A 19,613-nucleotide genomic window follows, 5' to 3' on the forward strand; every position below is an offset into this window, starting at 1 on the left:
GTGATGACGCTGCGTCGTTGCTCGGCCGGCTTCGGCGCCTACGGCTCCCCGTTCGGGAATGGGCCTCCCGCCTGATGGAACCACGTCTCGTCCGCACGTCGCAGCACGCCTACCTTTACTTCAATTGCCGTTTCTTCCAGGTGAATACCTTTGGTAGATAGGAGCTCCCCACATGACCACCGCTGAACGCCATCCGATGATCCCTGTCGCCCCGCCTTCCCTGATCGAGGACTTCTACACGCCCGAGGAGATCGAGACGATCTTCTCGGTGATTCGCCAGAACGGACCGTGGCGTCTGATCCTCGCGCACCACTTCTCGTCGACCGAGGAGTACCTGGCGATCTCGGGTGGCAACAACCGGAAGGCCGATGCGACACTGTCGGATTTCGTCGCACCGGTGTTCCGGGGATTCTTCGGCAACGAAGGCGTCGTCTTCTATCCTGAACTGCAGGACATTTACTTCGGGAGCAAGCTTCTCGACACCGCGAAGTCTCTCCATGGGGCGAAATACGGCATGGTGCACGACCTTCTGTTCAACCTGTCCGGGCCGTCGCACAGCTTCGACGCCGGCCACTTCGACACTGCCGTGTTCCGCGGCATGGGTCTGTTCAACACACCGATCTGGCTTCTGGCGATCATGTCGAAATGCGGTCTCTTCGACGAATGGGAAGTTAAGTCGGCGCAGGTTCTGACGTACTTCAACAGGTCCGATATCGACGGCGGGTTCACCTACTGGCCCGACGGGCCGGACGAGGATCCGGCGCGGATCTCGGCACCGTTCTGGAATACGGCGTTCCTGACCGACAATTCGCGGATGTACCACCGTCGTGAAGGCAACGGCGCCCGCGACCAGCGCGACTACCCCGAGCTGGACATCACCACCGAATTGCACTCCACTCCCGACGGACAATGGTCTATCCGCAACGGCGACAAAGAGATACGCCGGTTCGGAGAAGCCGACATGCGCATGCTCGTGCACTACACCGCACTGCTGTTCGACGACCTCGACGATGTTCGCCGCTATCAGGACCACACCGACGATCTCACCCGGGAGAAGGTTTTCGGGATGCTGATCGACGACATGCGCGCCAAGGGGACCACAGTCGAGGAGCCGAGCGACCCGATGAACGACACCGCGTTCGTGGCACGCCTGACCGAGTTCTACAAGATGGCTCCGAGCCGGTATCCGGCCGACGCCCCACTCGACGTGCAGTGAACAAGAACCGCTGACGCGTGTCCACCCCGAACTCGGGTTCGGGGTGGACACGAAGCGAACTACGCTTGCGCGCAGCGGCGTCGATGAACCGTCACCGGTCGGGCAAAGACGGATGCATCCGTATCCCGCCGTCGATGCGGATCGTCTCCGCATTGAGACACGGATTGTCGAGACAGGCCGACGCCAGTGCCGCCACCTCGTCCGTGCTTCCGAGACGGCGGGAAAACAGTACGTCCTGTGCGAGCCTCGCCTTGTACGTTGCCGACGTGTCGGAATTGCCGTAGATCGGGGTGTCGATGAATCCCGGTGCGATCGTGTTGACGCGGATGCCGTGCACAGCGAGTCTCGGGCCAATGACAGCGTCAGCCCTACCAGTGCTGCTTGGTGGCCGAGTACGCGACTTGACCTTCAAGGTCGTGCATGCGATGGTCATCGTCGCTTCCGGTCACTGTCCGTTCGGTGTGACCGACGCCGGCCGAAGCCACAACCCGGCGGAGCGGACCCGGCGCGACCGCGGTGTCGACCAGTGCGGCGACCTGTTCGGGCACGCTCGCGTCGCAATGGACGAAGGTGCCCCCGACTTCGCCGGCCACGGTCTTACCTGCTGCGGTGTGAACATCACCGATCACGATATGTGCACCCTTGCTCGGCAAGGCCGCGCGCAACAGCGGCGCCATTCCGGGCGCTCCACCGGTGACCACTGCGGTCGTCCCTATAACGTCTGCATGTGCAACACCTTTCGGATCTACAGATTCTGGGCGATCTCGATCAGGTGCCCTTCCGGATCCTTCACGAATGCCACTGCGAAACCGATGTCCGGCATCTGCTCGATCGGTGTGTCGACGGTTCCTCCCGCCTCCTCGACGGCGCGCACGGTGGCGGCGACGTCGGGCACGTTGAACCCGAGCACGGCTTCGCCGGGCGGGGGAGTGGGCCGCTCGATATAGCGCCACACGATCAGGGACGAATCGTCACCGCGCCCGCTGGTGAGGATGATCTCCTGGACGGCGTCGCGACCCGTGCCCACAGTGAGACGGTTCTTCTCCGTCATCTCGAAGGCCGCGCGGTAGAACGCGGCCTGTTTTTCGATGTCATCGACGAAGATCTTGGTGAATGCGAAACGTGTGTCGCTGCTCATGAGCGTCCTCGAGGGTAAGGGCAAACGTGTCGCCCGAAGCGGTGGATACAACCATCCCATTGGGCCGGAGGTCGCACGCGGCCGCAACGAGATAGTCCACTGAGCGGCCATTCACGACTGTGTCCCATGCTGTTTCGGAACAGCTGTTGTCGGACTCGTCGAGATTTTCCTGGCCGCGGGACCTTCGTCGGCCATCCCGCTCAACGGGAGACCCCCGCCCGCTGGACGTTCTCGTGTCCTCATAATTCAGCGCCATGTCGCACGTGATGTACATCACTGAAGCGACAAATAGTGCTCGAGGTCTCACCTGCTTGGGCATCGCCATCGTGTGAAGGAGTCGACATCATGAATTCGAGCGGTAGAAATCGGCAGTTTCGAACAATCGCCGGAGTGAGCGCACTACTGCTCGCTGGAATGCTCGGCGCCACAGCCTGCGCCGCCGAAGAATCGGACGACGCGCCTGCGGCGGGGGCGGCTGCCTCTACGTCTGCGTTGCCGAGCGATCCGGCCGGCGGAGATCCGGTGAAGATCGGCTTCGTCTCGACGGAGGGAGGATCGGCGGTATCGCTGCCGGAGATGCGCGAGGGAGCCGAAGCTGCAGTCGCATACCTGAACAACAACGGTGGCGGGCTTGCAGGACGGCCCGTCGATCTTGTGGTCTGCAAGCAACAGGAAGAACCGACGTCGGCGACGGCCTGCGCGAACCAGTTCGTCGAACAGAACGTTGCAGCCGTGCTGTCGCCCGGAACGTCCATGGGACCCGCGATCGTTCCGATTGTCATCGGTGCAGGTATCCCGTACGTCACGCTCAACGGTGTAGCGCCGATCGAACTGACCTCACCCGACGTCGCATCGCTGTCTGCGGGTCTGCCGGGAACACTGACCGCAGCCGCCACGGCTGCGCAGCAGGAGGGCATGTCCAAGTTCACGATGTTCGCCAGCAACGGCGGCGGGATCGCAGCGATGATCGACCAGATGGGCAAACCGATCTTCGAGGGCTTCGGGGTTCAACTCGAGGTGGTTCCGGTCGCTCTGGGAATTCCGGACCCCACCCCGGTCGTCACGTCGGGGCTGGCGAGCAACCCCGACGGAGTCAGCTTCATCGGTGATGCCGCCACCTGCACCTCGGTACTGAAGGCGGTCCAGACGACCGCACCGACAGTGACGAAGGTGTTGATCCCGACCTGCCTGGACGAGAACGTCGTCAAGGCGATCGGGATCGACAATGTTCAGGGCAATATCGGTATCACCGCGACCGACGCGTTGTCCGACCGACCCGACACCGTGTTGTTCCGCTCGATTCTGGCGGAGTACGCCCCCGACCTGTCGCCGACCGGTTACGGCTCGACCGGCTATCAGACGGTGATGGCGCTGGCCGGTGCAACGGACAGCATCACCGGCGACGTGGACGCCACGTCCATCCGTGAGGCCCTGCGGACAGCCCAGAATGTGGAGATGCCCGCAGGTGGTGGAATCACCTTCACCTGCAACGGAACTGCACTCCCGATGATGCCGTCGATCTGCTCCTCACAGATGCTGATCGGTGAGATCAACGATCAGGGCATCCCCGAGAACCTCACGGTCACGGGCTGACGGCCCCGGCCAGAATCTCACAAGGAAGCAATATGACCGACCATCTTGCGTATCTCGTGCTGGGCCTCGGCAACGGAGCCGTGTACGCGGCCATCGGGCTCGCGCTCGTGATGACGTTCAAGAGTTCCGGCGTCGTCAACTTCGCCACCGGCGCCGTGGCCCTCTACACCGCCTACACCTACGCGTTGTTGCGTACGGGTGAGCTGATGGTCCCGATACCGGGGCTCCCCCGAACGGTCGATCTCGGTGGACCGCTCGGGGTTGCCCCGGCCATGGCCGCGTCGCTCGTGATTGCGGCGCTGCTCGGCATCCTCTTCTATGCCCTGATCTTCCGGCCGCTTCGTCACGCGCCGGTGATCGCCAAGGCCGTGGCCTCCATCGGTCTGATGATCGTGCTACAGGCGTTGATCGCATTGCGCGTCGGAACCGAGATCGTCGCGGTGGAACCGATCTTCGCCCTCGACAGCATCGCCATCGGTTCCATGCAGGCGCCGACCGACCGGATCTGGTTGGCTGCCGCCGTCGTCGCGGTCGCTCTGGTGGCAGCGCTGGTGTTCCGGTTCACTCGCTTCGGGACCGCGACGGAGGCTGCGGCCGAGTCGGAGAAGGGTGCTTATCTGACGGGGCTGTCACCGGACCGGATCGCGTTCAGCAATTGGGCGCTGTCGTCGGTGGTGGCCGGCCTCGGCGGCATTCTCATTGCGCCGATCGTGGCTCTGAATCCTGTTGCGTATTCCATGTTCATCGTTCCCGCACTCGCTGCGACTCTCGTCGGGAACTTCCGTTCGATCTGGCTGACCGTGGTCGCAGGCATCGCGATCGGTGCGTTGCAGGCCGAGACCACGAACCTGCAGGCAATCTTCGACTGGTTCCCGCGCGCAGGCGTGGCCGAGGCGATCCCGCTGCTGCTGATCCTCGTGTTCCTCGTCTTCAAGGGACGGCCGCTACCCGACCGTGGCAGCATCGTTCGGCAACGACTCGGCCACGCTCCGCGTCCCGAGCGGATCGCCGCCCCTGCGCTCTTGGCTGTCGCGGTCGCCGTCGTCGCACTGATGGTCACCGGCGGCAGTTACCGCGCCGCGATCATCACCAGCATCATCTTTGCGGTAATCGCGCTGTCACAAGTGGTGGTCACCGGATACACCGGGCAGGTGTCGTTGGCACAGCTCACGCTCGCTGGAGTGGGTGCCTACTCGGTCAGCGTGCTCAACACGCATCTCGGTATTCCGTTCCCGTTCGCGCCGCTCATCGGTGCACTGTTCGCGATGGTGATCGGAATCGTGATCGGCCTACCGGCCCTCCGGGTGCGAGGACTGCCCCTCACCGTGGTCACACTCGCGCTGGCGGTGTTCCTGGAAGCCTTCTGGTTCCGGAATCCGCAACTCAACGGTGGTGTTGCAGGTTCCCCGGTGGACACACCGCGAGTATTCGGAATCGACCTCGGAATCGGCGCGGGGGAGGGTTATCCGCGTCTCGCCTTCGCTCTGATGTGTCTGACGGTGCTCGTTGCGGTAGCTCTCGGTGTGGCAGGGTTGCGGCGCAGTCGTCTGGGAACCGACATGCTCGCGGTTCGAGCGAACGAGCGGTCTGCTGCTGCATCGGGAATCAATGTCCCTCGTACCAAGCTGACGGCATTTGCCATCGGCGCCTTCCTCGCCGGACTTGCCGGATCCCTCATGGCATACCAGCAGACGCTGGCGACGCCCGAACCGTTCACCGTGTTCCTGGGAATCACCCTGTTCGCGATCATGTACATCGCCGGTATCACCTCCGTCACGGGCGCCATCGTGGCCGGGATCATCGCGCCGGGCGGCCTGTTGTTCCTGTTCGTCGACCGCTTCCTGCACATCGGTGACTACTACGCGGTGATCAGCGGAATCCTGCTGATCGTCACAATCATGGTCAACCCGGACGGAATTGCGGGGAAGCTGCCCCGGATCCCGTGGCCGTCGGCGCGAAAGTCACCGGTGGGCACAACACCGAATATCCGGGTGACCGAACCGGTGGTCGCGCACTCGCCGTCGACCGCGGTGGGCGATCCACTCCTGTCCGTGCAGGGACTCAGCGTGAAATATGGTGCAGTAGAAGCAGCGTCGGACGTCACTTTCGATGTTCGGGCCGGGGAGATCGTCGGACTCATCGGACCGAACGGCGCAGGAAAGACCACCGTCATCGACGCGATCACCGGTTTCGCGCCGGCAACCGGGGCCGTCATCCTGGACGGGGTGGACGTCAGCAACCTACGACCGTACCGACTCAGCCGGAGCGGGCTCGGCCGCAGTTTCCAGGACGTCGAGCTGTACGACGACCTGTCGGTCGTCGAGAACGTGACCGTGGGTGCAGCGCGAGGCGAGGAGTCCTCCGCAACCGCGGTCGCGGAACGGGTGCGCCTGGTGCTCGACACCGTGGGGCTCGGCGATGTCGCGGATGCCGAAGTGTCGACCCTCTCGCAGGGCAGGCGTCAACTGGTGTCGGTCGCCCGCGTGCTGGTCTCGTCCCCGAAGGTGGCCCTGCTCGACGAGCCGGCGGCGGGCCTCGACAGCTCGGAGAGCCGCTGGCTCGGCGATCGCCTCCGCGCCGCACGCGAGGCGGGTACGTCGATTCTTCTCGTCGATCACGACATGGAACTGGTCCTCACGATCTGCGATCGTGTCGTCGTTCTGGATCTCGGACGAGTGGTGGCATGTGGCACCCCCGAGGAGGTGCGGGCCGACGAGCGCGTGATCAGTGCCTATCTGGGACTCCCGGTCGATCAGATGGATCCCGGGCACGACGCGATTCCCGAACTCGCGGCCGCACCCACCCATGATGCACAGGAGGCGCTCTCGTGAACGGACTGACGATTCGGAACCTTTCGACGGGTTACTTCCCTCAGCGGCCGTGCGTCCGAGGCGTGGACCTGGACGTAGAAAAAGGAACGATCACCTGCCTGCTGGGGCCCAACGGAGCGGGAAAGACGACACTGTTGCTGTCCCTCGCGGGTCTGTTGCCCCGGTTCGGTGGCGAGGTGATCGTGGACGGGGCGGCAGTCGCCGCGGGTCGTCCGCGTGACGCCGTGCGGTCCGGCATGGTGCTCGTCCCGGACGACCGTGCACTCTTCCGGGAACTGAGCACGGTCGACAATCTCCGTCTCGCAGTACATGAGCGGCGTCGCCGATCCGATGCTGTCGGCGAGGTGCTCGAATACTTCCCGGCGTTGGAGAAACGACTCCGTGTCGCCGCGGGCCGACTTTCGGGCGGTGAACAGCAGATGCTCGCCATCGGGCGGGCACTTCTGCAACGACCGAAGGTACTGCTGATCGACGAATTGAGCATGGGACTCGCTCCGGTGATCGTCGACGAGATCCTGTCGGTGCTGCGTCGGTTGGTCGAGGAACGGGAGATGTCTGTCGTTCTCGTCGAGCAGCACGTTCGCCTCGCCCTCGAAGTCGCCGACCGTGCCGCCGTGCTGGTGCACGGTTCGGTGGTGCTGGCGGACTCGGCCGACTCCCTCGGACGAGACCCCGGCTTGATCGAACGGGCCTATCTCGGGGACACGACCATGGCCCGCACCGGGATCGGAGGAGTGCTGTAGTCAGCGCGTCTACATGTCCGAAGCCGCGGAGCAGGAAGCTGGCCGCTCAGCGGGAGGCCTCCTCCCACGGCATTTTTCGAAACATATGGTCCCTCATGACAGTTGTTGTGACATAGCTCACGGCCTTCGGCCGTCGTCACGCCGCACACCACACCGTGGACATCAGCGCCCGGTCTCCCTCACTGGAAGGTTCGACATGACCAACGTAGTTGCCGACACTGCTGCCGCCGTCGCCGAAGCGGGCGCGCACGTCATCGAACCCCGCAAGATCTCGAGTGGTTTCTCATGGCCCGAGTGCCCACGCTGGCACAACGACACGTTCTGGTTCACCGACATGTACACCGCGACGCTGCGGACCTTGGACGCGGACGGGAACGCGACAGTCGTAGTCGACGCGTCGGGACGCCGCGCCGGAACGGACGTGCCGATCACGCTCGGCGGATTCGGATGGCTTCCGGACGGGCGACTCATCGTCACGTCCATGCACGAAAAGCTCGTCCTCGTGCACGGGGGAAACGGCCCGGATGATCTCGAAGTTCTCGTGGATGTCTCCGAGTTCGCGCAGGCTGCGATCAACGACATGGTCGTCGATGCGGACGGACGCGCCTACGTCACTCAGCTCGGGTTCGACCTCTTCGCAGGCCAGGATCCGGTGCCGTCTCCGATCATCGTTGTCGAACCCGACGGCACAGCCTCCACGGCGGACGAGGTGGGTCCGTTGCTGTGCGCCAACGGCATCGCGATCAGCGCAGACGGGACGAAGGTCTTCACCGCTGAGGTGATGGCGCAGAAGATCACGGTCATCGACCGCGCCGCCGACGGGTCGCTCTCCAACCCTCGCCCGTTCGCTACCTGCCCCTTCATGCCCGATGGCATCGGCCTCGACGAGAGCGGCGGCGTGTGGGCGGCGATGCCCGGAAGCGGCTACGTGGCCCGGTTCACGGAGGAGGGCATGACGGATGCGATTCCGCTGCCGTTGGAGAACGGCGTCGCGTCGGCATGCTTGCTCGGCGGTCCCGATCGCTCGACGCTCTACATGACGGTCGGCGTCGAGGTCTTCGACTTCGAAAAATCCGCCCGAGAAGCACAGGGCACCATCTGGGTTGCCGATGTCTCCACACGCGGCGGCGACACCCGTCCCTGACACGCATCATCCACTCCACATTCGAGGACATCTCATGACAACACTGGATTTCAGCGATCGCGTGGTCGTGATCACCGGGGCGGGCCGCGGCATCGGCCGCGCTCACGCCGAACTGCTGGCCGCCCTCGGCGCCGCCGTGGTCGTCGGCGATCTCGGCGCCACCGTCGACGGTTCCGGAACCGAAGGTGACGACCCCGCCGGCGAGGTCGTCGAGGCGATCACCGCGGCCGGTGGGCGCGCTGTTGCGTGCTCGGCCGACGTCGCCACCGAAGACGGTGCCAACGCACTGGTCGACGCAGCACTCTCGGAGTTCGGACAGTTGGATGCGGTGATCAACAATGCCGGCATCGTCCGCACCGCACGGTTCGACGAGGTTCCCTACGAGGAGTATCAGCGGCACCTCGACGTCCACTACTTCGGTGCGCTGCGAGTGTGCCGCGCGGCGTGGCCGCATTTGCTGAAGTCGCCGGCCGGCCGTGTGGTGAACACCATTTCGCAAGCGATGCTGGGTAATCCGGACATGTCCCACTACGGGGGATCGAAGGGTGCGTTGTTCGGTCTGACCCGCAACCTCGCTGTCGAGGGTCTGGCCGCGGGTGTGATGGTCAATGCCATCGCCCCCGGCGCGGGGACCCGTATGGCCGAAGCCTCTGCCGACAGTCTTTCCCCGGAGGTTATGGAGTACATGCGTATCCAGCTGCGCCCGGAGCACGTCGCACCGGTTGCTGCCTACCTCGTCCACCCGGACTGCACAGTGACCGGTGAGGTCTTCAACGTGGCCGGTGGAATCGTCAACCGGCTTGCACTCGTCAATACGGTCGGCATCCATGATCCGTCTCTGACGGTCGACACCGTCGCCGAACGCTTCGACGAGATCATGGCGATCAGCCCCGATGCCATGCCGCAGGTCGTCGCACCGGCCGAGGTTCCCGCCTCGTCCTGAGCAGCATCCTGACGACACCGGTTCAGCCCCAGGAGAATTACAGTGAGCTCAACGGAAACATCCACGAATACCGCCGATCAGATGGTCGACACTGCATATCCCTTCGCCGCCGTCCCGTCGAACGAGGCCGCCCAGCGGTATATCGCGATCGCGGCCGATCGTCCGATGACCAAGATGACGATGCCGATCGGCGGCGATGTCTGGGTCATCCACCGCAATGCCGCGGCGCGAGAAATGCTCAGCGATCCCCGATTCGTCCGGGGGCCCTTCCGTACCGGAGAGCGAGCCGTGCCCTACTTCGTGGAGTTCCCGGACTTCCTGAAGTCGACGATCCAGTTCGAGGATCCGCCGCACCACACCAAGCTCCGCAAGCTCGTGCAGAAGTCGATTTCCCCGAAGCGTGTGCGTGCCATGCGGGAATCGGCTGTGGAGTTCGCCAACCAGCTGATCGACGCGATGATCACGAAGGGTGCGTCAGCGAACCTCGTGAGCGACTACGCCGTAGCGTTGCCGATCCAGATGCTGTCGAACCTGCTCGGTGTTCCCCCGGAGGATCGGCCGAAGTTCCAGAAGTGGAGTGCGGCCACGCTCGCGGTGGCGAACATGCCCGAGGACGAGGTCGTACAGAATATGACCGAGCTCTTCATGTATCTGACCGCGCTCATCGAGGACCGTCGCAAGAATCCCCGCGAGGACCTTCTCAGCGATCTCGCCAACGCACCGGACAAGGACGATTCTCTCACCGACGGTGAGATCCTGCCTATCGCGATGATCCTGATCGTCGCGGGCTTCGACAACACTGCGAACTTCATCTGTTCAGGTGTGCTGTCGCTGCTGCGTCACCCCGACCAGTTGGAGGTCCTGCTCGAGGACGTCGACACGGTGGCGCCCACCGCCGTCGAGGAGATCCTCCGAAACGGTCGCATGGCCATCTACGACACCGTCGCGGGTGGTGGTGGTCTGGTTCCGTTCGTGGCCACAGCGGACGTGGAGATCGATGGTCAGATCATCGCCGAGGGTGAGGCTGTGCTGGTGGACCCAGCCGCAGTCAACCACGACGGCATCGCGCTCGAGGACGCAGGCAAGTTCGACGTGCGCCGGAAGAACAATCCGCAGCTGACTCTGAGCTACGGCTTGCATCACTGCCTCGGTGCCCCGCTCGCGCGGATGGAGATGCAGGTCGCGATCACCGAGTTGTTCAAGCGACTTCCAGGCCTCACACTGGCCGGCGAGGTCGTCGTGGACAACGACAACCTCACCCTTCCCATCGTCGATCTTCCCGTCACCTGGTAGGGAATCGACATGCCCAAGGTCTTCTATTCGCAGCCCGACGGGACAGAACGGATGATCGACGGTACGGCCGGAGACTCCGTCATGTCGACGGCCGTCCGCAACGGTGTCGCAGGAATCGTTGGTCAGTGCGGTGGCTCGCTGTCGTGTGCGACATGCCACGTCTACCTCGCCGACGACGATCAGGAGCATTTCGATCCTCCGTCGGAGGACGAGGACGACATGCTGGACTGCACGGCCAGTGATCGAGAGGATTCGTCGCGGCTGTCGTGCCAGCTGATTCTCTGCGAGGGCATCGACCTTCACGTGACGGTCCCCGATGAACAGACGTGAGTTCGCCGAACCTGTATCGGGCAGTGGAGGTCCACCACGCAGTGTGGCGGTCGTCGGTGCCTCACACGCGGCGGTGCATCTGGCAGATAGGCTCAGGCTCGGTGGCTACACCGGTGCGCTGACACTGATCACCGACGAGCCGCACCTGCCGTACCAGCGTCCGCCGTTGTCGAAAGCGTGGCTGAAAGGCGCTGCGGTGCCGGACTCGCTGGTATTGCGCGCCGCGGACCACTACGTGGGGAACGGTATCGAACTGCTCCGCGGTACGGCGGTCCACCACATCGACCGCGAGAGCGGAGGTGTCGTCGTACACGTGTGTGACTCCGACGGAGAACACAGCACAAGGGCTTTCGATCGTCTGGTGCTTGCCACCGGTGCACGCGCACGTCGTTTGGACATCCCCGGTTCCGGCCATCGCGACGTTCTGGTGCTGCGCGAACTCGACCATGCCCAGCGCATGGCGGAGCGTGTCGGGGCCGGACCGGTGGTGGTGATCGGCGGTGGCTTCATCGGGCTCGAGGTGGCCGCCACTCTCCGAGGTCTGGGCACGGACGTCACGGTGGTGGAGGCGGGCCCGCAGCTGATGGGCCGTTCCGTCGGGCCGGGAACCGCCGAGTTCCTGCTCGCGGCGCACCATGAGATGGGTGTCGATGTACTTCTCGGGGCGACGCCCACGGAGTTCGTCGTCGACGGCGACCGGATCCGCGCGGTCCGACTCGCCGACGGTCGCCAGATCCCCGCAGCGTCAGTGATCGTAGGTGTCGGTGCGGAGCCCCGGACGGAACTCGCCGAGCAACTCGGTCTCGAGTGCGAACGCGGTGTCGTCGTCGACGAACATTGTGTGACCTCAGATGGTCGAATTCTTGCCATCGGGGACTGCACCGTGCAGGAATCCCGCGGCGGCGGTCGGGTTCGCCTCGAATCCGTCGACAACGCAACCGAACAGGCCAACATCGCAGCGGCCACCCTGCTCGGCAGCGTGGTGCCCGATCGGCCCTGTCCGTGGTTCTGGTCGGACCAGGGCCCATGGAAGTTGCAGATCGTCGGATTGGTGAAGACGCACACCGACACGGTGGTTCGGACGGATCCGAGCAAGCCGTCGCGTAGCGTCGCCCTCTACTTCGAGGACGATGTACTCGTCGCCGCCGAATGTGTCAATGCACCGGCCGACTTCGTCGCGTTACGATCCGCGCTAGCGCGGGGCTTCCGGCCGTCGCGAGAAATGCTGGCGGACACGTCGGTTCCGCTGAAGAAGCTGTTGTCCGCGGTCCGTTCCGCGTGAGAACTCGATGAGCCGGCACAGCACCGACGGTGCTGTGCCGGCTCATGGCGCCTCGGTGCTGTTCGTATTGCGCAGGAGCATGTTCGCGCCTGCCTCGCCACCGCGTCGATGCTCGTCCATCAGCGTGACCAGACGCTCGTTGTCGTGGTGGGCAAGCGCGTCGATCATGGCCTCGTGTTCGGCCACGACCCGTCGTCGCACCTCGGCATCGAAGAGGTACGCGGCGTGGTAGGGCATGGCCAGCCGCCACAGACGACGGATCTCCGTCACCACCAGACCCAGGGGCGAACGGTCGAACATGGCGAAATGGAACTCTTGGTTCGCCAGACGCATCTCCAGAAGGTCGGCGCGTTCCGCCGCGTCGGAAACACGGTCGCCCAGCGCGCGGATCTCGGTGAGAGCGTCGTCGTCGAATGCGGGCAGGGAAGCGAGGACCTCGCGTTCGAGGACGTTCCGCATCAGATAGATCTGGTCGAACTCCGACTGCTCGAGTCTGACGATCGCGTATCCGACGTTCCGACGGTGTTCGACAAGTCCCTGTGAGGCCAGCCGGCTCAGCGCCTCCCGGATCGGGAGACGACTGACACCGAGCCGTTCGGCCATCAATTCCTGCCGGACCGGTTGGCCGGGAAGCAGATCACCGGTGACGATCATTCGCTCGATCTCCGTGCCCACCCAATCGGCGTCGCGGACGGACGAGTCGCGCTGCCGGTCTGCCGGTGTAGCCCGTCGGTTCACCTTCGTCCCTTCTCTGCCGCTTCGCATCGACCGCTCGTGGCGACGATCGGTCATGCGTTGCCGAGCGCACCACCGGTCTTCAGAACGACGATGTCCTCCTCGCTGTAGCCCATCGCGCCGAGCACCGCTCCGGTATCGGCTCCGAGCGACACAGCCCTGCGAGGTGTACGCGTCGCAGTCCGGCCGAGCTTGATCGGCACACCCAGGCCACGATAGTCGACGGTGTCCAGGAAGAGTCCGCGGTGAACGGTCTGGGGAGCGGTGAGCGCCTGGTCGACCGTGTTGACCGGGCTGGCGGCGACCCCGGCCCGGTCGAGTTCGGCGGAGAGGTCGTCGCAGTTTCGTGCAGCGATATGTCCGCCGAGCAGGCCGGAGAGTTCGTCCCGGTTCTGCGAGCGCGCACCGTTGGTGACGAACCGCGGATCGTCGGCGAGTTCCGGCACGCCAAGGGCGGTGACCAGCAAGCGGAACTGCCGGTCGTTGGCCGCGCTGACGAAGAAGTCACCGTCGCGAGCAGCGAAGACCTGATAGGGCACGACGCTCGGGTGATAGTCGCCGGTACGCTGTGGCACCTTGCCGCTGGAGACCCAGTTGGAAGCGTGCGGATGCAGGAGCGAGATCACCGAGTCGAGGAGCGTGATGTCGACGAGTTGCCCGCGTCCGCTGCCGTCGCGTTCCCTCAGCGCGAGCAGGATGCCGCTGACCGCCATGTGTGATGCGACGATATCGACGATCGGCACTCCGACGCGCAGCGGGTTGCCGTCCGGATAGCCGTTCACGCTCATCAATCCACCGAAGGACTGCAGCACTGCATCGTACCCCGGTAGACCGCCCATCGGTCCGTCGACGCCGAACCCGGTGACCCGGCAGTACACCAGCCGGGGATTCTCCTCGGCGAGCACGGTTTCGTAGTCGAATCCCCAGCGGGCCATCGTGCCTGCCTTGAAGTTCTCGATCACGACGTCGGCGCCGCGCAGCAGATGTGCAAGTACCTCTCGTCCGGTATCGGTCCGGAGGTCCAGGCAGATGTTGTCCTTGCTGTGGTTGAGACCCGCGTAGTACGCGCTGCTCTCGCCGTCCTCATCGAAGGGAGGACCCCAACCACGCGTTTCGTCGCCCGAGGGCGCTTCGACCTTGATCACCTCGGCGCCGTGGTCGGCAAGAGTCTGAGCGGTGTACGGCCCCGCCAGTACCCTGCTGAGGTCGAGCACTCGCAGTCCTGCGAGCGCGCCGGTTCCGGTGTTCTGCTCGGCCGCGCGCCACGCGGCACGACCGTCGATCGTGTACGTCGTGTCGCCTGTTGAAGTGGATACGTTCATGCCGGGCTCCCGTTCGTGGTCGGTGTATTGCGGTGCGGGGTCCGTCCTCCCACGATCACGTCCTAGACGTCGGCACTCTCATCGAGGATCAGACCGGCGAGGTCTTCTGCCCGGAACTGTTCCGAGCCGTGGCGGTCGCGCCAGCTCCACAGCGACGTGGCGCTTTCGCTCGCGGCGTCGGGAGAAGTCGAAGCCATGCGGCGACGTTAGCAGAGGTGGAGACTATTTTGGATCCAATATTGATTGACAAAATTCGGTCGGTTGCTGTGCACTGGCCTACACCAGAAGTCGCCGTACTGCCGGCGGGAAGGAGCACCTGTGTTCAGCTTGACGGGACATATCGCACTTGTCAGCGGAGGCGGCCAGAGTGTCGGTGAAGGAATCGCGAAAGTTCTTGCGCGGCAGGGGGCGGCGGTGATCGTCAACGACCTGTTCGCAGAACGTGCCGAAAAGGTCGCGGCCGCGATCGTCGAGGAAGGGAACGTGGCCGTGGCCTCGGCCTTCGATGTCACCGACTTCGACTCCACACTCGAACACGTGCGGGCCGCGGAAAAGGAACTCGGCGGGCACGTCGACATCGTGGTCAACAATGCCGGGGTGGCGGAAGGCCGTGTCATCAAACCGTTCCGGGAACTTTCTCCCGAGGAGTGGCGGGCCCCCATCGACCTCAACATCTTCGGTGCGATGAACTGCATCAAGGTCGCCCTCGACGGGATGTGCGAGGCGGGCTGGGGGCGAGTCGTCCAGATTTCGTCGGGCTCCGCCCGAACAGGCCAGAACATCAACCAGACGATGTACGCAACGGGCAAGAGCGGCATCGAGGGCTTCATCCGTCACCTGGCAGCCGAAACCGGCCAGTACGGCGTCACCGCGAACATCGTGGCGCTCGGTCACCAGAAGAACCTCGAGGACAAGATGAGCCCCGAGATGATCGAGCAGATTCTGCAGACCATCCCGATCGGCCGCCTGGGCGACCCGCTCGAGGTCGGCGCGTTCTGCGCCTACCTGGCGTCGAACGAGGCCGGCGGTGTCACAGGACAGACGATGGACTTCAACGGCGGGTCCCAGACGCGATGACGGCACCAGGCTCGCATCCGCAGACCAGGATGTCGCTCAGCGCGTTGCGCGTGACCGACCTCGATCGCGCGGTCGAATTCTACGTTCGGGGTTGCGGATTCGTGCACGATAAGGACCTCACGACCTCCACGTTTCGGGCAGTGATCGTCCGGGCCGGTGCTGCCGGACTCGAACTCGTAGTGCCGACGGACGGCGGCGCAGACGCCGTGCCCGACCACGGCAACATGCTCGTCAAGGTCGTCGTCAACACCACCGACATCCGCGAGCAGATGGCCAGGGCATGCGCGCACGGAGGCGTGGAGGTGACCCCGGTGACGACGCTCGATGGCTATGACATGACGATCGGGACTGTACGCGACCCTGATGGCTACCTGGTGGAATTCGTGCAGCGCAACTGACATGAAGGGTAACCGACCCGAAGGCTCCGACTCGAGGTACCGCAACGGCGGTGGTGGTGGGCAGGCCCACCACCACCGCCGTTGTCAGCGGAAGGACCGACGCTGATAACTCGGTCAGTGGCGCGCGAGGTCCGTCGCCACACACCGCTGCCAGATCTCGCCGGCGACCACGCGCAGTGGAGCAACCATCTTCTGGAGGTCCAACGCACCGATCGGCGCGCAGACCGAGAGCCCTGCCAGGTTGCCGTACATGTGGTCGGGAGGACCGATCGAGACCCCGACGCAGGCAATGCCGGGGAACGCTTCACCGCGGTCGAAGGCAGCGCCGTGGTCGCGAATCTGTGCCATCTCCTTGTCGAATCTGACAGCCCCGGAACGGGCGACGGCCGGGTCTTCGGGTGCGCCGGCGGCGTCGCGTAGTGACGGGGGCTGTGCGGGTGCCGCATAGGCCATGATGACCTTGCCGACCGCCGTCAGGTGGGCGGGTACTCGTTGGCCGACGGCAGTCGGTGTCGAACCCGATGCGCGGCCGTTCACCTTGGCGAGATAGACGGTGTCGTCGCGGTCGACGACCCCGAGTTGGATGGTGTACCCGATCCGCTGGGCGAATCCCTGCATCACGGGGCGCGCCTGGTGTAGGAGCCGATTCTGGTTGAGTGCGGCCTGCCCCATTTCGTATGCCTTCAACCCCAGCTCGTAGGTCTGTTCGGGCGACCGGGCGAGCCACCCGGCATTGGAGAGCTGCTCGAGCAGACGGTGCGCCGACGACCTTGGAAGCCCTGTGCGCGCCGTGACCTTGGCCAGGGTCATCGGACCTGTGCTCAAGGCCTCCAGAACCAGCGACATCCGGTCCACGACGGAAACCGGCAGCCCATCAGTGCGTGATGTACTCAACTCATCCTCCTGACACCCGCGGCGGGTGTGACATGCCTCACGGTACCTGTGGTGCGTGTAGCGCATCAATCGTGTGACGACCGTGCCAGCCGGCAGGGCGCTCGTCGAAACTGGCCTCCCGTTGTGCGGGAGACCGACGTCACAGGACCTTTTCGGCTTGCCAAGCTGACCATCACGCGGCGGGTGAGTGTCGCGATCAGTCGATCAGGAGGCATCGTGAGTTCTACCGACACCGAGGATCAGGTTCGCGTCATCGACACCGGCACACCGCCGGAACGCTACGCCCGCGGGTGGCACTGCCTCGGACTGATACGCGACTTCGCCGACGGAAAGCCGCACCAGGTCGATGCATTCGGGACCGCCCTGGTCGTGTTCGCAGGGGAAGACGGGCGACTCAACGTTCTCGACGCATACTGCCGGCACATGGGCGGAAATCTGGCGCAGGGAACAGTCAAGGGAAACGCCATAGCTTGTCCGTTCCATGACTGGCGATGGCGAGGTGACGGAAAATGCGCCTCGATTCCCTACGCACGCCGGGTGCCGCCGATTGCCAGGACGCGGGCGTGGACGGTGGCGGAAGTGAACGGCCAGCTCTTCGTCTGGCACGACCCTCAGGGTGGCAAGCCGCCCGCGGAACTCGCGATTCCCGAGATCCCCACCTACGGCGACCCCGGCTGGACCGACTGGGTATGGAACTCGATCGAGGTCACCGGATCGAATTGTCGCGAGATCGTGGACAACGTCGTCGACATGGCGCACTTCTTCTACGTGCACTACGGAATGCCGACCTACTTCCGTAACGTCTTCGAGGGGCACACGGCGACACAAGTGATGAGGTCGCTTCCTCGCGCTGACGCTGTCGGCGTGAGTACATCCACGAACTACAGCGCGGAAAGCCAATCGGATGCATCGTATTACGGTCCGTCATACATGATCGACAAGCTGTGGATCGGCGGCAGCGATCCCGATGCTGCGCCGAACGTCTACCTGATCAACTGCCACTACCCGATCACGCCGACGTCGTTCCGGCTCCAGTACGGCGTAATCGTGGAGAAGCCGGAGGGAGTCCCCGGAGAGCAGGCCGACCAGATTGCTCGGGCGGTCGCCGACGGCGTCGCGATCGGGTTCGAACAGGACGTGGAGATCTGGAAGAACAAGTCACGGATCGACAACCCGCTGCTCTGCGAAGAAGACGGCCCCGTGTATCAGCTTCGTCGCTGGTACGAGCAGTTCTACGTGGACGTCGAAGACATCCGGCCGGAGATGGTCAACCGGTTCGAGTACGAGCTCGACACCGAGCGGGCGCTGAAGAGCTGGCAGGCGGAAGTGGACGACAACCTCGCTGCCGGACGCAGCGCCTTCGCGCAGCACTGACCAGGGGCTCACGCGTCTTCCGCCCAGCAATACGGACCGCGACCCGACGCGCGGCGCGATCCCCATCCGACCTTTCACAGGAGAATTCCATGAGTTACGAAGTGCTCGACAGAATTGTTGCGATCGCCGACGACCTCCGAGCGGGATCCGAGGAATCCGACTCGCTCGGCCGACTGACCGACGACATGGCCAAGAACCTCCGCAATACCGGCATCATCCGATTGCTGCAGCGTAAGAAGTACGACGGCTACGAGGCGCACCCCCGCGAGTTCGCCGAAACCGTCATGAAGACCGCAAGCATCTACGGATCCGCGGGATGGGTCGGCGGAATCGTCGGCGTACATCCGTGGCAGCTGGCGTTCGCGGACCCCAAGGTGCAGGACGAAGTGCTGGGCTCGGACACCGACACGTGGCAGGCATCGCCGTACATGCCGGGCGGCATCGCCGTTCCCGTCGACGGCGGATACCGGATGTCGGGAAGGTGGCAGTTCTCGTCCGGAACCGATCACTGCGACTGGATCTTCCTCGGAGCGATGGTCGGTGACGAGGACGGCAGGCCGCTCATGCCGCCCGTCGGGCTCCATGTGATCCTCCCGCGTGCCGACTACGAGATCATCGAGGACTCGTGGGACGTCGTCGGCCTGCGTGGTACGGGGAGCAAGGACATCGTCGTCAAGGATGCCTTCATCCCGGACTACCGGGTGATGAAAGGCCAGGATGTAATCGACGGCACCGCGGCGAAAGAGTACGGCGTCACGGAGACCCTGTACCGGATGCCGTGGTCGACGATGTTTCCGCTCGGCATCACCTCCGCGACCATCGGTATCTGCGAAGGTGTGCTCGCCGCAGGCATCGAGTACCAGCGCAGCAGGGTCGGGGCCACAGGTACCGCCATCAAGGACGACCCGTATGTGCTGCACGCACTCGGTGAAGCGGCATCGGAAATCGATGCGGCCCGCCAGCAGTTGCTCGCCAACCTCGACCGCATCTGGGACCTCGTCGACGCAGGCAAGGAGGTCGACTTCGAAACCCGCGCCACATCACGACGCAATCAGGTGCGCTCCGCATGGCGGGCTGTCCGCGCCGCGGACGACATCTTCGACCGATCCGGCGGCAATGCACTCCGCGTCGACAACCCGCTGCAGCGGTTCTGGCGCGACGCACACGCCGGCCTGCACCACGCCATCCACGTGAGCAGCACGCCGTATCACGCATCCGCCATGGCATCACTCGGGGTAGATGTCCCGAACGGTCCTCTGCACGTGATGATCTGACGCTTCTCCGCCTGCTTCGAAAGGAA

Annotated in this window: 20 protein-coding genes; 13 read left to right on the forward strand and 7 right to left on the reverse strand. The window is 64.4% G+C overall.

Annotated features, from left to right (window positions below; genetic code table 11):
- Window positions 1-172: 172 nt before the first annotated feature.
- On the forward strand, window positions 173-1,216 hold the full coding sequence (locus Q8814_RS03090; RefSeq protein WP_330150538.1) for a hypothetical protein: 1,044 nt from the start codon (window positions 173-175) through the stop codon (window positions 1,214-1,216).
- A gap of 91 nt (window positions 1,217-1,307) precedes the next feature.
- Here Q8814_RS03090 and Q8814_RS03095 read toward each other — a convergent pair whose 3' ends face one another.
- The 3 genes from Q8814_RS03095 to Q8814_RS03105 are packed head-to-tail and all read right to left on the reverse strand — an operon-like array spanning window position 1,308 to window position 2,354.
- Complete coding sequence (locus Q8814_RS03095) at window positions 1,308-1,553, reverse strand: SDR family oxidoreductase (protein ID WP_330150539.1); 246 nt, start codon at window positions 1,551-1,553, stop codon at window positions 1,308-1,310.
- 31 nt (window positions 1,554-1,584) lie between these two features.
- The gene (locus Q8814_RS03100; RefSeq protein WP_330150540.1) at window positions 1,585-1,917 is read right to left on the reverse strand and encodes an SDR family oxidoreductase; all 333 of its coding nucleotides are present in this window, start codon (window positions 1,915-1,917) and stop codon (window positions 1,585-1,587) included.
- 44 nt (window positions 1,918-1,961) lie between these two features.
- The gene (locus tag Q8814_RS03105) at window positions 1,962-2,354 is read right to left on the reverse strand and encodes a VOC family protein (RefSeq protein WP_330150541.1); all 393 of its coding nucleotides are present in this window, start codon (window positions 2,352-2,354) and stop codon (window positions 1,962-1,964) included.
- A 345-nt stretch (window positions 2,355-2,699) separates the two neighbouring features.
- On the opposite strand from Q8814_RS03105, the gene Q8814_RS03110 reads away from it, so the two are divergent.
- The 8 genes from Q8814_RS03110 (at window position 2,700) to Q8814_RS03145 (ending at window position 12,513) form a co-directional block, all read left to right on the forward strand.
- Window positions 2,700-3,947, forward strand: coding sequence for an ABC transporter substrate-binding protein (locus tag Q8814_RS03110; protein ID WP_330150542.1), 1,248 nt, complete (start codon window positions 2,700-2,702; stop codon window positions 3,945-3,947).
- Window positions 3,948-3,979: 32 nt separating this feature from the next.
- Complete coding sequence (locus Q8814_RS03115) at window positions 3,980-6,778, forward strand: branched-chain amino acid ABC transporter permease/ATP-binding protein (RefSeq protein ID WP_330150543.1); 2,799 nt, start codon at window positions 3,980-3,982, stop codon at window positions 6,776-6,778.
- Window positions 6,775-7,521 (forward strand): ABC transporter ATP-binding protein, encoded by a 747-nt coding sequence (locus Q8814_RS03120; protein WP_330150544.1) that lies wholly within the window; start codon window positions 6,775-6,777, stop codon window positions 7,519-7,521. Before Q8814_RS03115 ends, Q8814_RS03120 begins: the two co-directional genes overlap by 4 nt.
- Before the next feature lie 196 nt (window positions 7,522-7,717).
- The gene (locus Q8814_RS03125) at window positions 7,718-8,665 is read left to right on the forward strand and encodes an SMP-30/gluconolactonase/LRE family protein (protein WP_330150545.1); all 948 of its coding nucleotides are present in this window, start codon (window positions 7,718-7,720) and stop codon (window positions 8,663-8,665) included.
- Between the two features lie 34 nt (window positions 8,666-8,699).
- Window positions 8,700-9,608, forward strand: a complete 909-nt coding sequence (locus Q8814_RS03130; RefSeq protein WP_330150546.1) for an SDR family NAD(P)-dependent oxidoreductase — start codon at window positions 8,700-8,702, stop codon at window positions 9,606-9,608.
- A gap of 42 nt (window positions 9,609-9,650) precedes the next feature.
- Window positions 9,651-10,901 (forward strand): cytochrome P450, encoded by a 1,251-nt coding sequence (locus Q8814_RS03135; protein WP_330150547.1) that lies wholly within the window; start codon window positions 9,651-9,653, stop codon window positions 10,899-10,901.
- Window positions 10,902-10,910: 9 nt separating this feature from the next.
- A complete protein-coding gene (locus tag Q8814_RS03140) occupies window positions 10,911-11,231 on the forward strand; it encodes a 2Fe-2S iron-sulfur cluster-binding protein (RefSeq protein ID WP_330150548.1) in 321 nt (106 codons plus the stop codon).
- On the forward strand, window positions 11,218-12,513 hold the full coding sequence (locus Q8814_RS03145; RefSeq protein ID WP_330150549.1) for an NAD(P)/FAD-dependent oxidoreductase: 1,296 nt from the start codon (window positions 11,218-11,220) through the stop codon (window positions 12,511-12,513). The genes Q8814_RS03140 and Q8814_RS03145 overlap by 14 nt, the downstream gene beginning before the upstream one ends.
- A 42-nt stretch (window positions 12,514-12,555) precedes the next feature.
- Here Q8814_RS03145 and Q8814_RS03150 read toward each other — a convergent pair whose 3' ends face one another.
- The 3 genes from Q8814_RS03150 to Q8814_RS03160 all read right to left on the reverse strand — a co-directional run bounded on the left by Q8814_RS03150 (window position 12,556) and on the right by Q8814_RS03160 (window position 14,767).
- Window positions 12,556-13,278: a GntR family transcriptional regulator gene (locus tag Q8814_RS03150; protein ID WP_408015816.1), complete on the reverse strand. Its 723-nt coding sequence runs from the start codon at window positions 13,276-13,278 to the stop codon at window positions 12,556-12,558.
- Window positions 13,279-13,301: 23 nt separating this feature from the next.
- Window positions 13,302-14,570 (reverse strand): CaiB/BaiF CoA transferase family protein, encoded by a 1,269-nt coding sequence (locus Q8814_RS03155; RefSeq protein WP_330150550.1) that lies wholly within the window; start codon window positions 14,568-14,570, stop codon window positions 13,302-13,304.
- A gap of 62 nt (window positions 14,571-14,632) precedes the next feature.
- Window positions 14,633-14,767: a hypothetical protein gene (locus Q8814_RS03160; protein WP_330150551.1), complete on the reverse strand. Its 135-nt coding sequence runs from the start codon at window positions 14,765-14,767 to the stop codon at window positions 14,633-14,635.
- 121 nt (window positions 14,768-14,888) lie between these two features.
- Here Q8814_RS03160 and Q8814_RS03165 point away from each other — a divergent pair, with 121 nt between their 5' ends.
- Window positions 14,889-15,647 carry an SDR family NAD(P)-dependent oxidoreductase gene (locus Q8814_RS03165; RefSeq protein ID WP_330150552.1) on the forward strand — a complete coding sequence of 253 codons (759 nt, stop codon included), beginning with the start codon at window positions 14,889-14,891 and terminating at the stop codon, window positions 15,645-15,647.
- 29 nt (window positions 15,648-15,676) lie between these two features.
- Complete coding sequence (locus Q8814_RS03170; RefSeq protein ID WP_330150572.1) at window positions 15,677-16,045, forward strand: VOC family protein; 369 nt, start codon at window positions 15,677-15,679, stop codon at window positions 16,043-16,045.
- 114 nt (window positions 16,046-16,159) lie between these two features.
- Here Q8814_RS03170 and Q8814_RS03175 read toward each other — a convergent pair whose 3' ends face one another.
- Window positions 16,160-16,891, reverse strand: coding sequence for an IclR family transcriptional regulator (locus Q8814_RS03175; protein WP_408015817.1), 732 nt, complete (start codon window positions 16,889-16,891; stop codon window positions 16,160-16,162).
- 264 nt (window positions 16,892-17,155) lie between these two features.
- Here Q8814_RS03175 and Q8814_RS03180 point away from each other — a divergent pair, with 264 nt between their 5' ends.
- Together Q8814_RS03180 and Q8814_RS03185 are read left to right on the forward strand one after the other, a co-directional pair.
- Window positions 17,156-18,313, forward strand: coding sequence for a Rieske 2Fe-2S domain-containing protein (locus Q8814_RS03180; RefSeq protein ID WP_408015813.1), 1,158 nt, complete (start codon window positions 17,156-17,158; stop codon window positions 18,311-18,313).
- A gap of 89 nt (window positions 18,314-18,402) precedes the next feature.
- Window positions 18,403-19,587: an acyl-CoA dehydrogenase family protein gene (locus Q8814_RS03185; RefSeq protein WP_330150554.1), complete on the forward strand. Its 1,185-nt coding sequence runs from the start codon at window positions 18,403-18,405 to the stop codon at window positions 19,585-19,587.
- Window positions 19,588-19,613 lie beyond the last annotated feature (26 nt).

It is taken from the genome of Rhodococcus chondri, assembly GCF_036327435.1.
In the GTDB taxonomy this organism is placed as follows: Bacteria; Actinomycetota; Actinomycetes; order Mycobacteriales; family Mycobacteriaceae; genus Rhodococcus; species Rhodococcus chondri.

Excerpts from the sequence above, each read along its gene's own strand:
- Q8814_RS03140 (WP_330150548.1), top strand. The coding sequence starts at position 10,911 with ATGCCCAAGGTCTTCTATTCGCAGCCCGACGGGACAGAACGGATGATC.
- Q8814_RS03160 (WP_330150551.1), bottom strand. The coding sequence starts at position 14,767 with ATGGCTTCGACTTCTCCCGACGCCGCGAGCGAAAGCGCCACGTCGCTG.
- Q8814_RS03170 (WP_330150572.1), top strand. The coding sequence starts at position 15,677 with ATGTCGCTCAGCGCGTTGCGCGTGACCGACCTCGATCGCGCGGTCGAA.
- Q8814_RS03125 (WP_330150545.1), top strand. The coding sequence starts at position 7,718 with ATGACCAACGTAGTTGCCGACACTGCTGCCGCCGTCGCCGAAGCGGGC.
- Q8814_RS03155 (WP_330150550.1), bottom strand. The coding sequence starts at position 14,570 with ATGAACGTATCCACTTCAACAGGCGACACGACGTACACGATCGACGGT.
- Q8814_RS03185 (WP_330150554.1), top strand. The coding sequence starts at position 18,403 with ATGAGTTACGAAGTGCTCGACAGAATTGTTGCGATCGCCGACGACCTC.
- Q8814_RS03145 (WP_330150549.1), top strand. The coding sequence starts at position 11,218 with ATGAACAGACGTGAGTTCGCCGAACCTGTATCGGGCAGTGGAGGTCCA.
- Q8814_RS03090 (WP_330150538.1), top strand. The coding sequence starts at position 173 with ATGACCACCGCTGAACGCCATCCGATGATCCCTGTCGCCCCGCCTTCC.
- Q8814_RS03130 (WP_330150546.1), top strand. The coding sequence starts at position 8,700 with ATGACAACACTGGATTTCAGCGATCGCGTGGTCGTGATCACCGGGGCG.
- Q8814_RS03175 (WP_408015817.1), bottom strand. The coding sequence starts at position 16,891 with ATGTCGCTGGTTCTGGAGGCCTTGAGCACAGGTCCGATGACCCTGGCC.
- Q8814_RS03115 (WP_330150543.1), top strand. The coding sequence starts at position 3,980 with ATGACCGACCATCTTGCGTATCTCGTGCTGGGCCTCGGCAACGGAGCC.
- Q8814_RS03110 (WP_330150542.1), top strand. The coding sequence starts at position 2,700 with ATGAATTCGAGCGGTAGAAATCGGCAGTTTCGAACAATCGCCGGAGTG.
- Q8814_RS03105 (WP_330150541.1), bottom strand. The coding sequence starts at position 2,354 with ATGAGCAGCGACACACGTTTCGCATTCACCAAGATCTTCGTCGATGAC.
- Q8814_RS03150 (WP_408015816.1), bottom strand. The coding sequence starts at position 13,278 with ATGCGAAGCGGCAGAGAAGGGACGAAGGTGAACCGACGGGCTACACCG.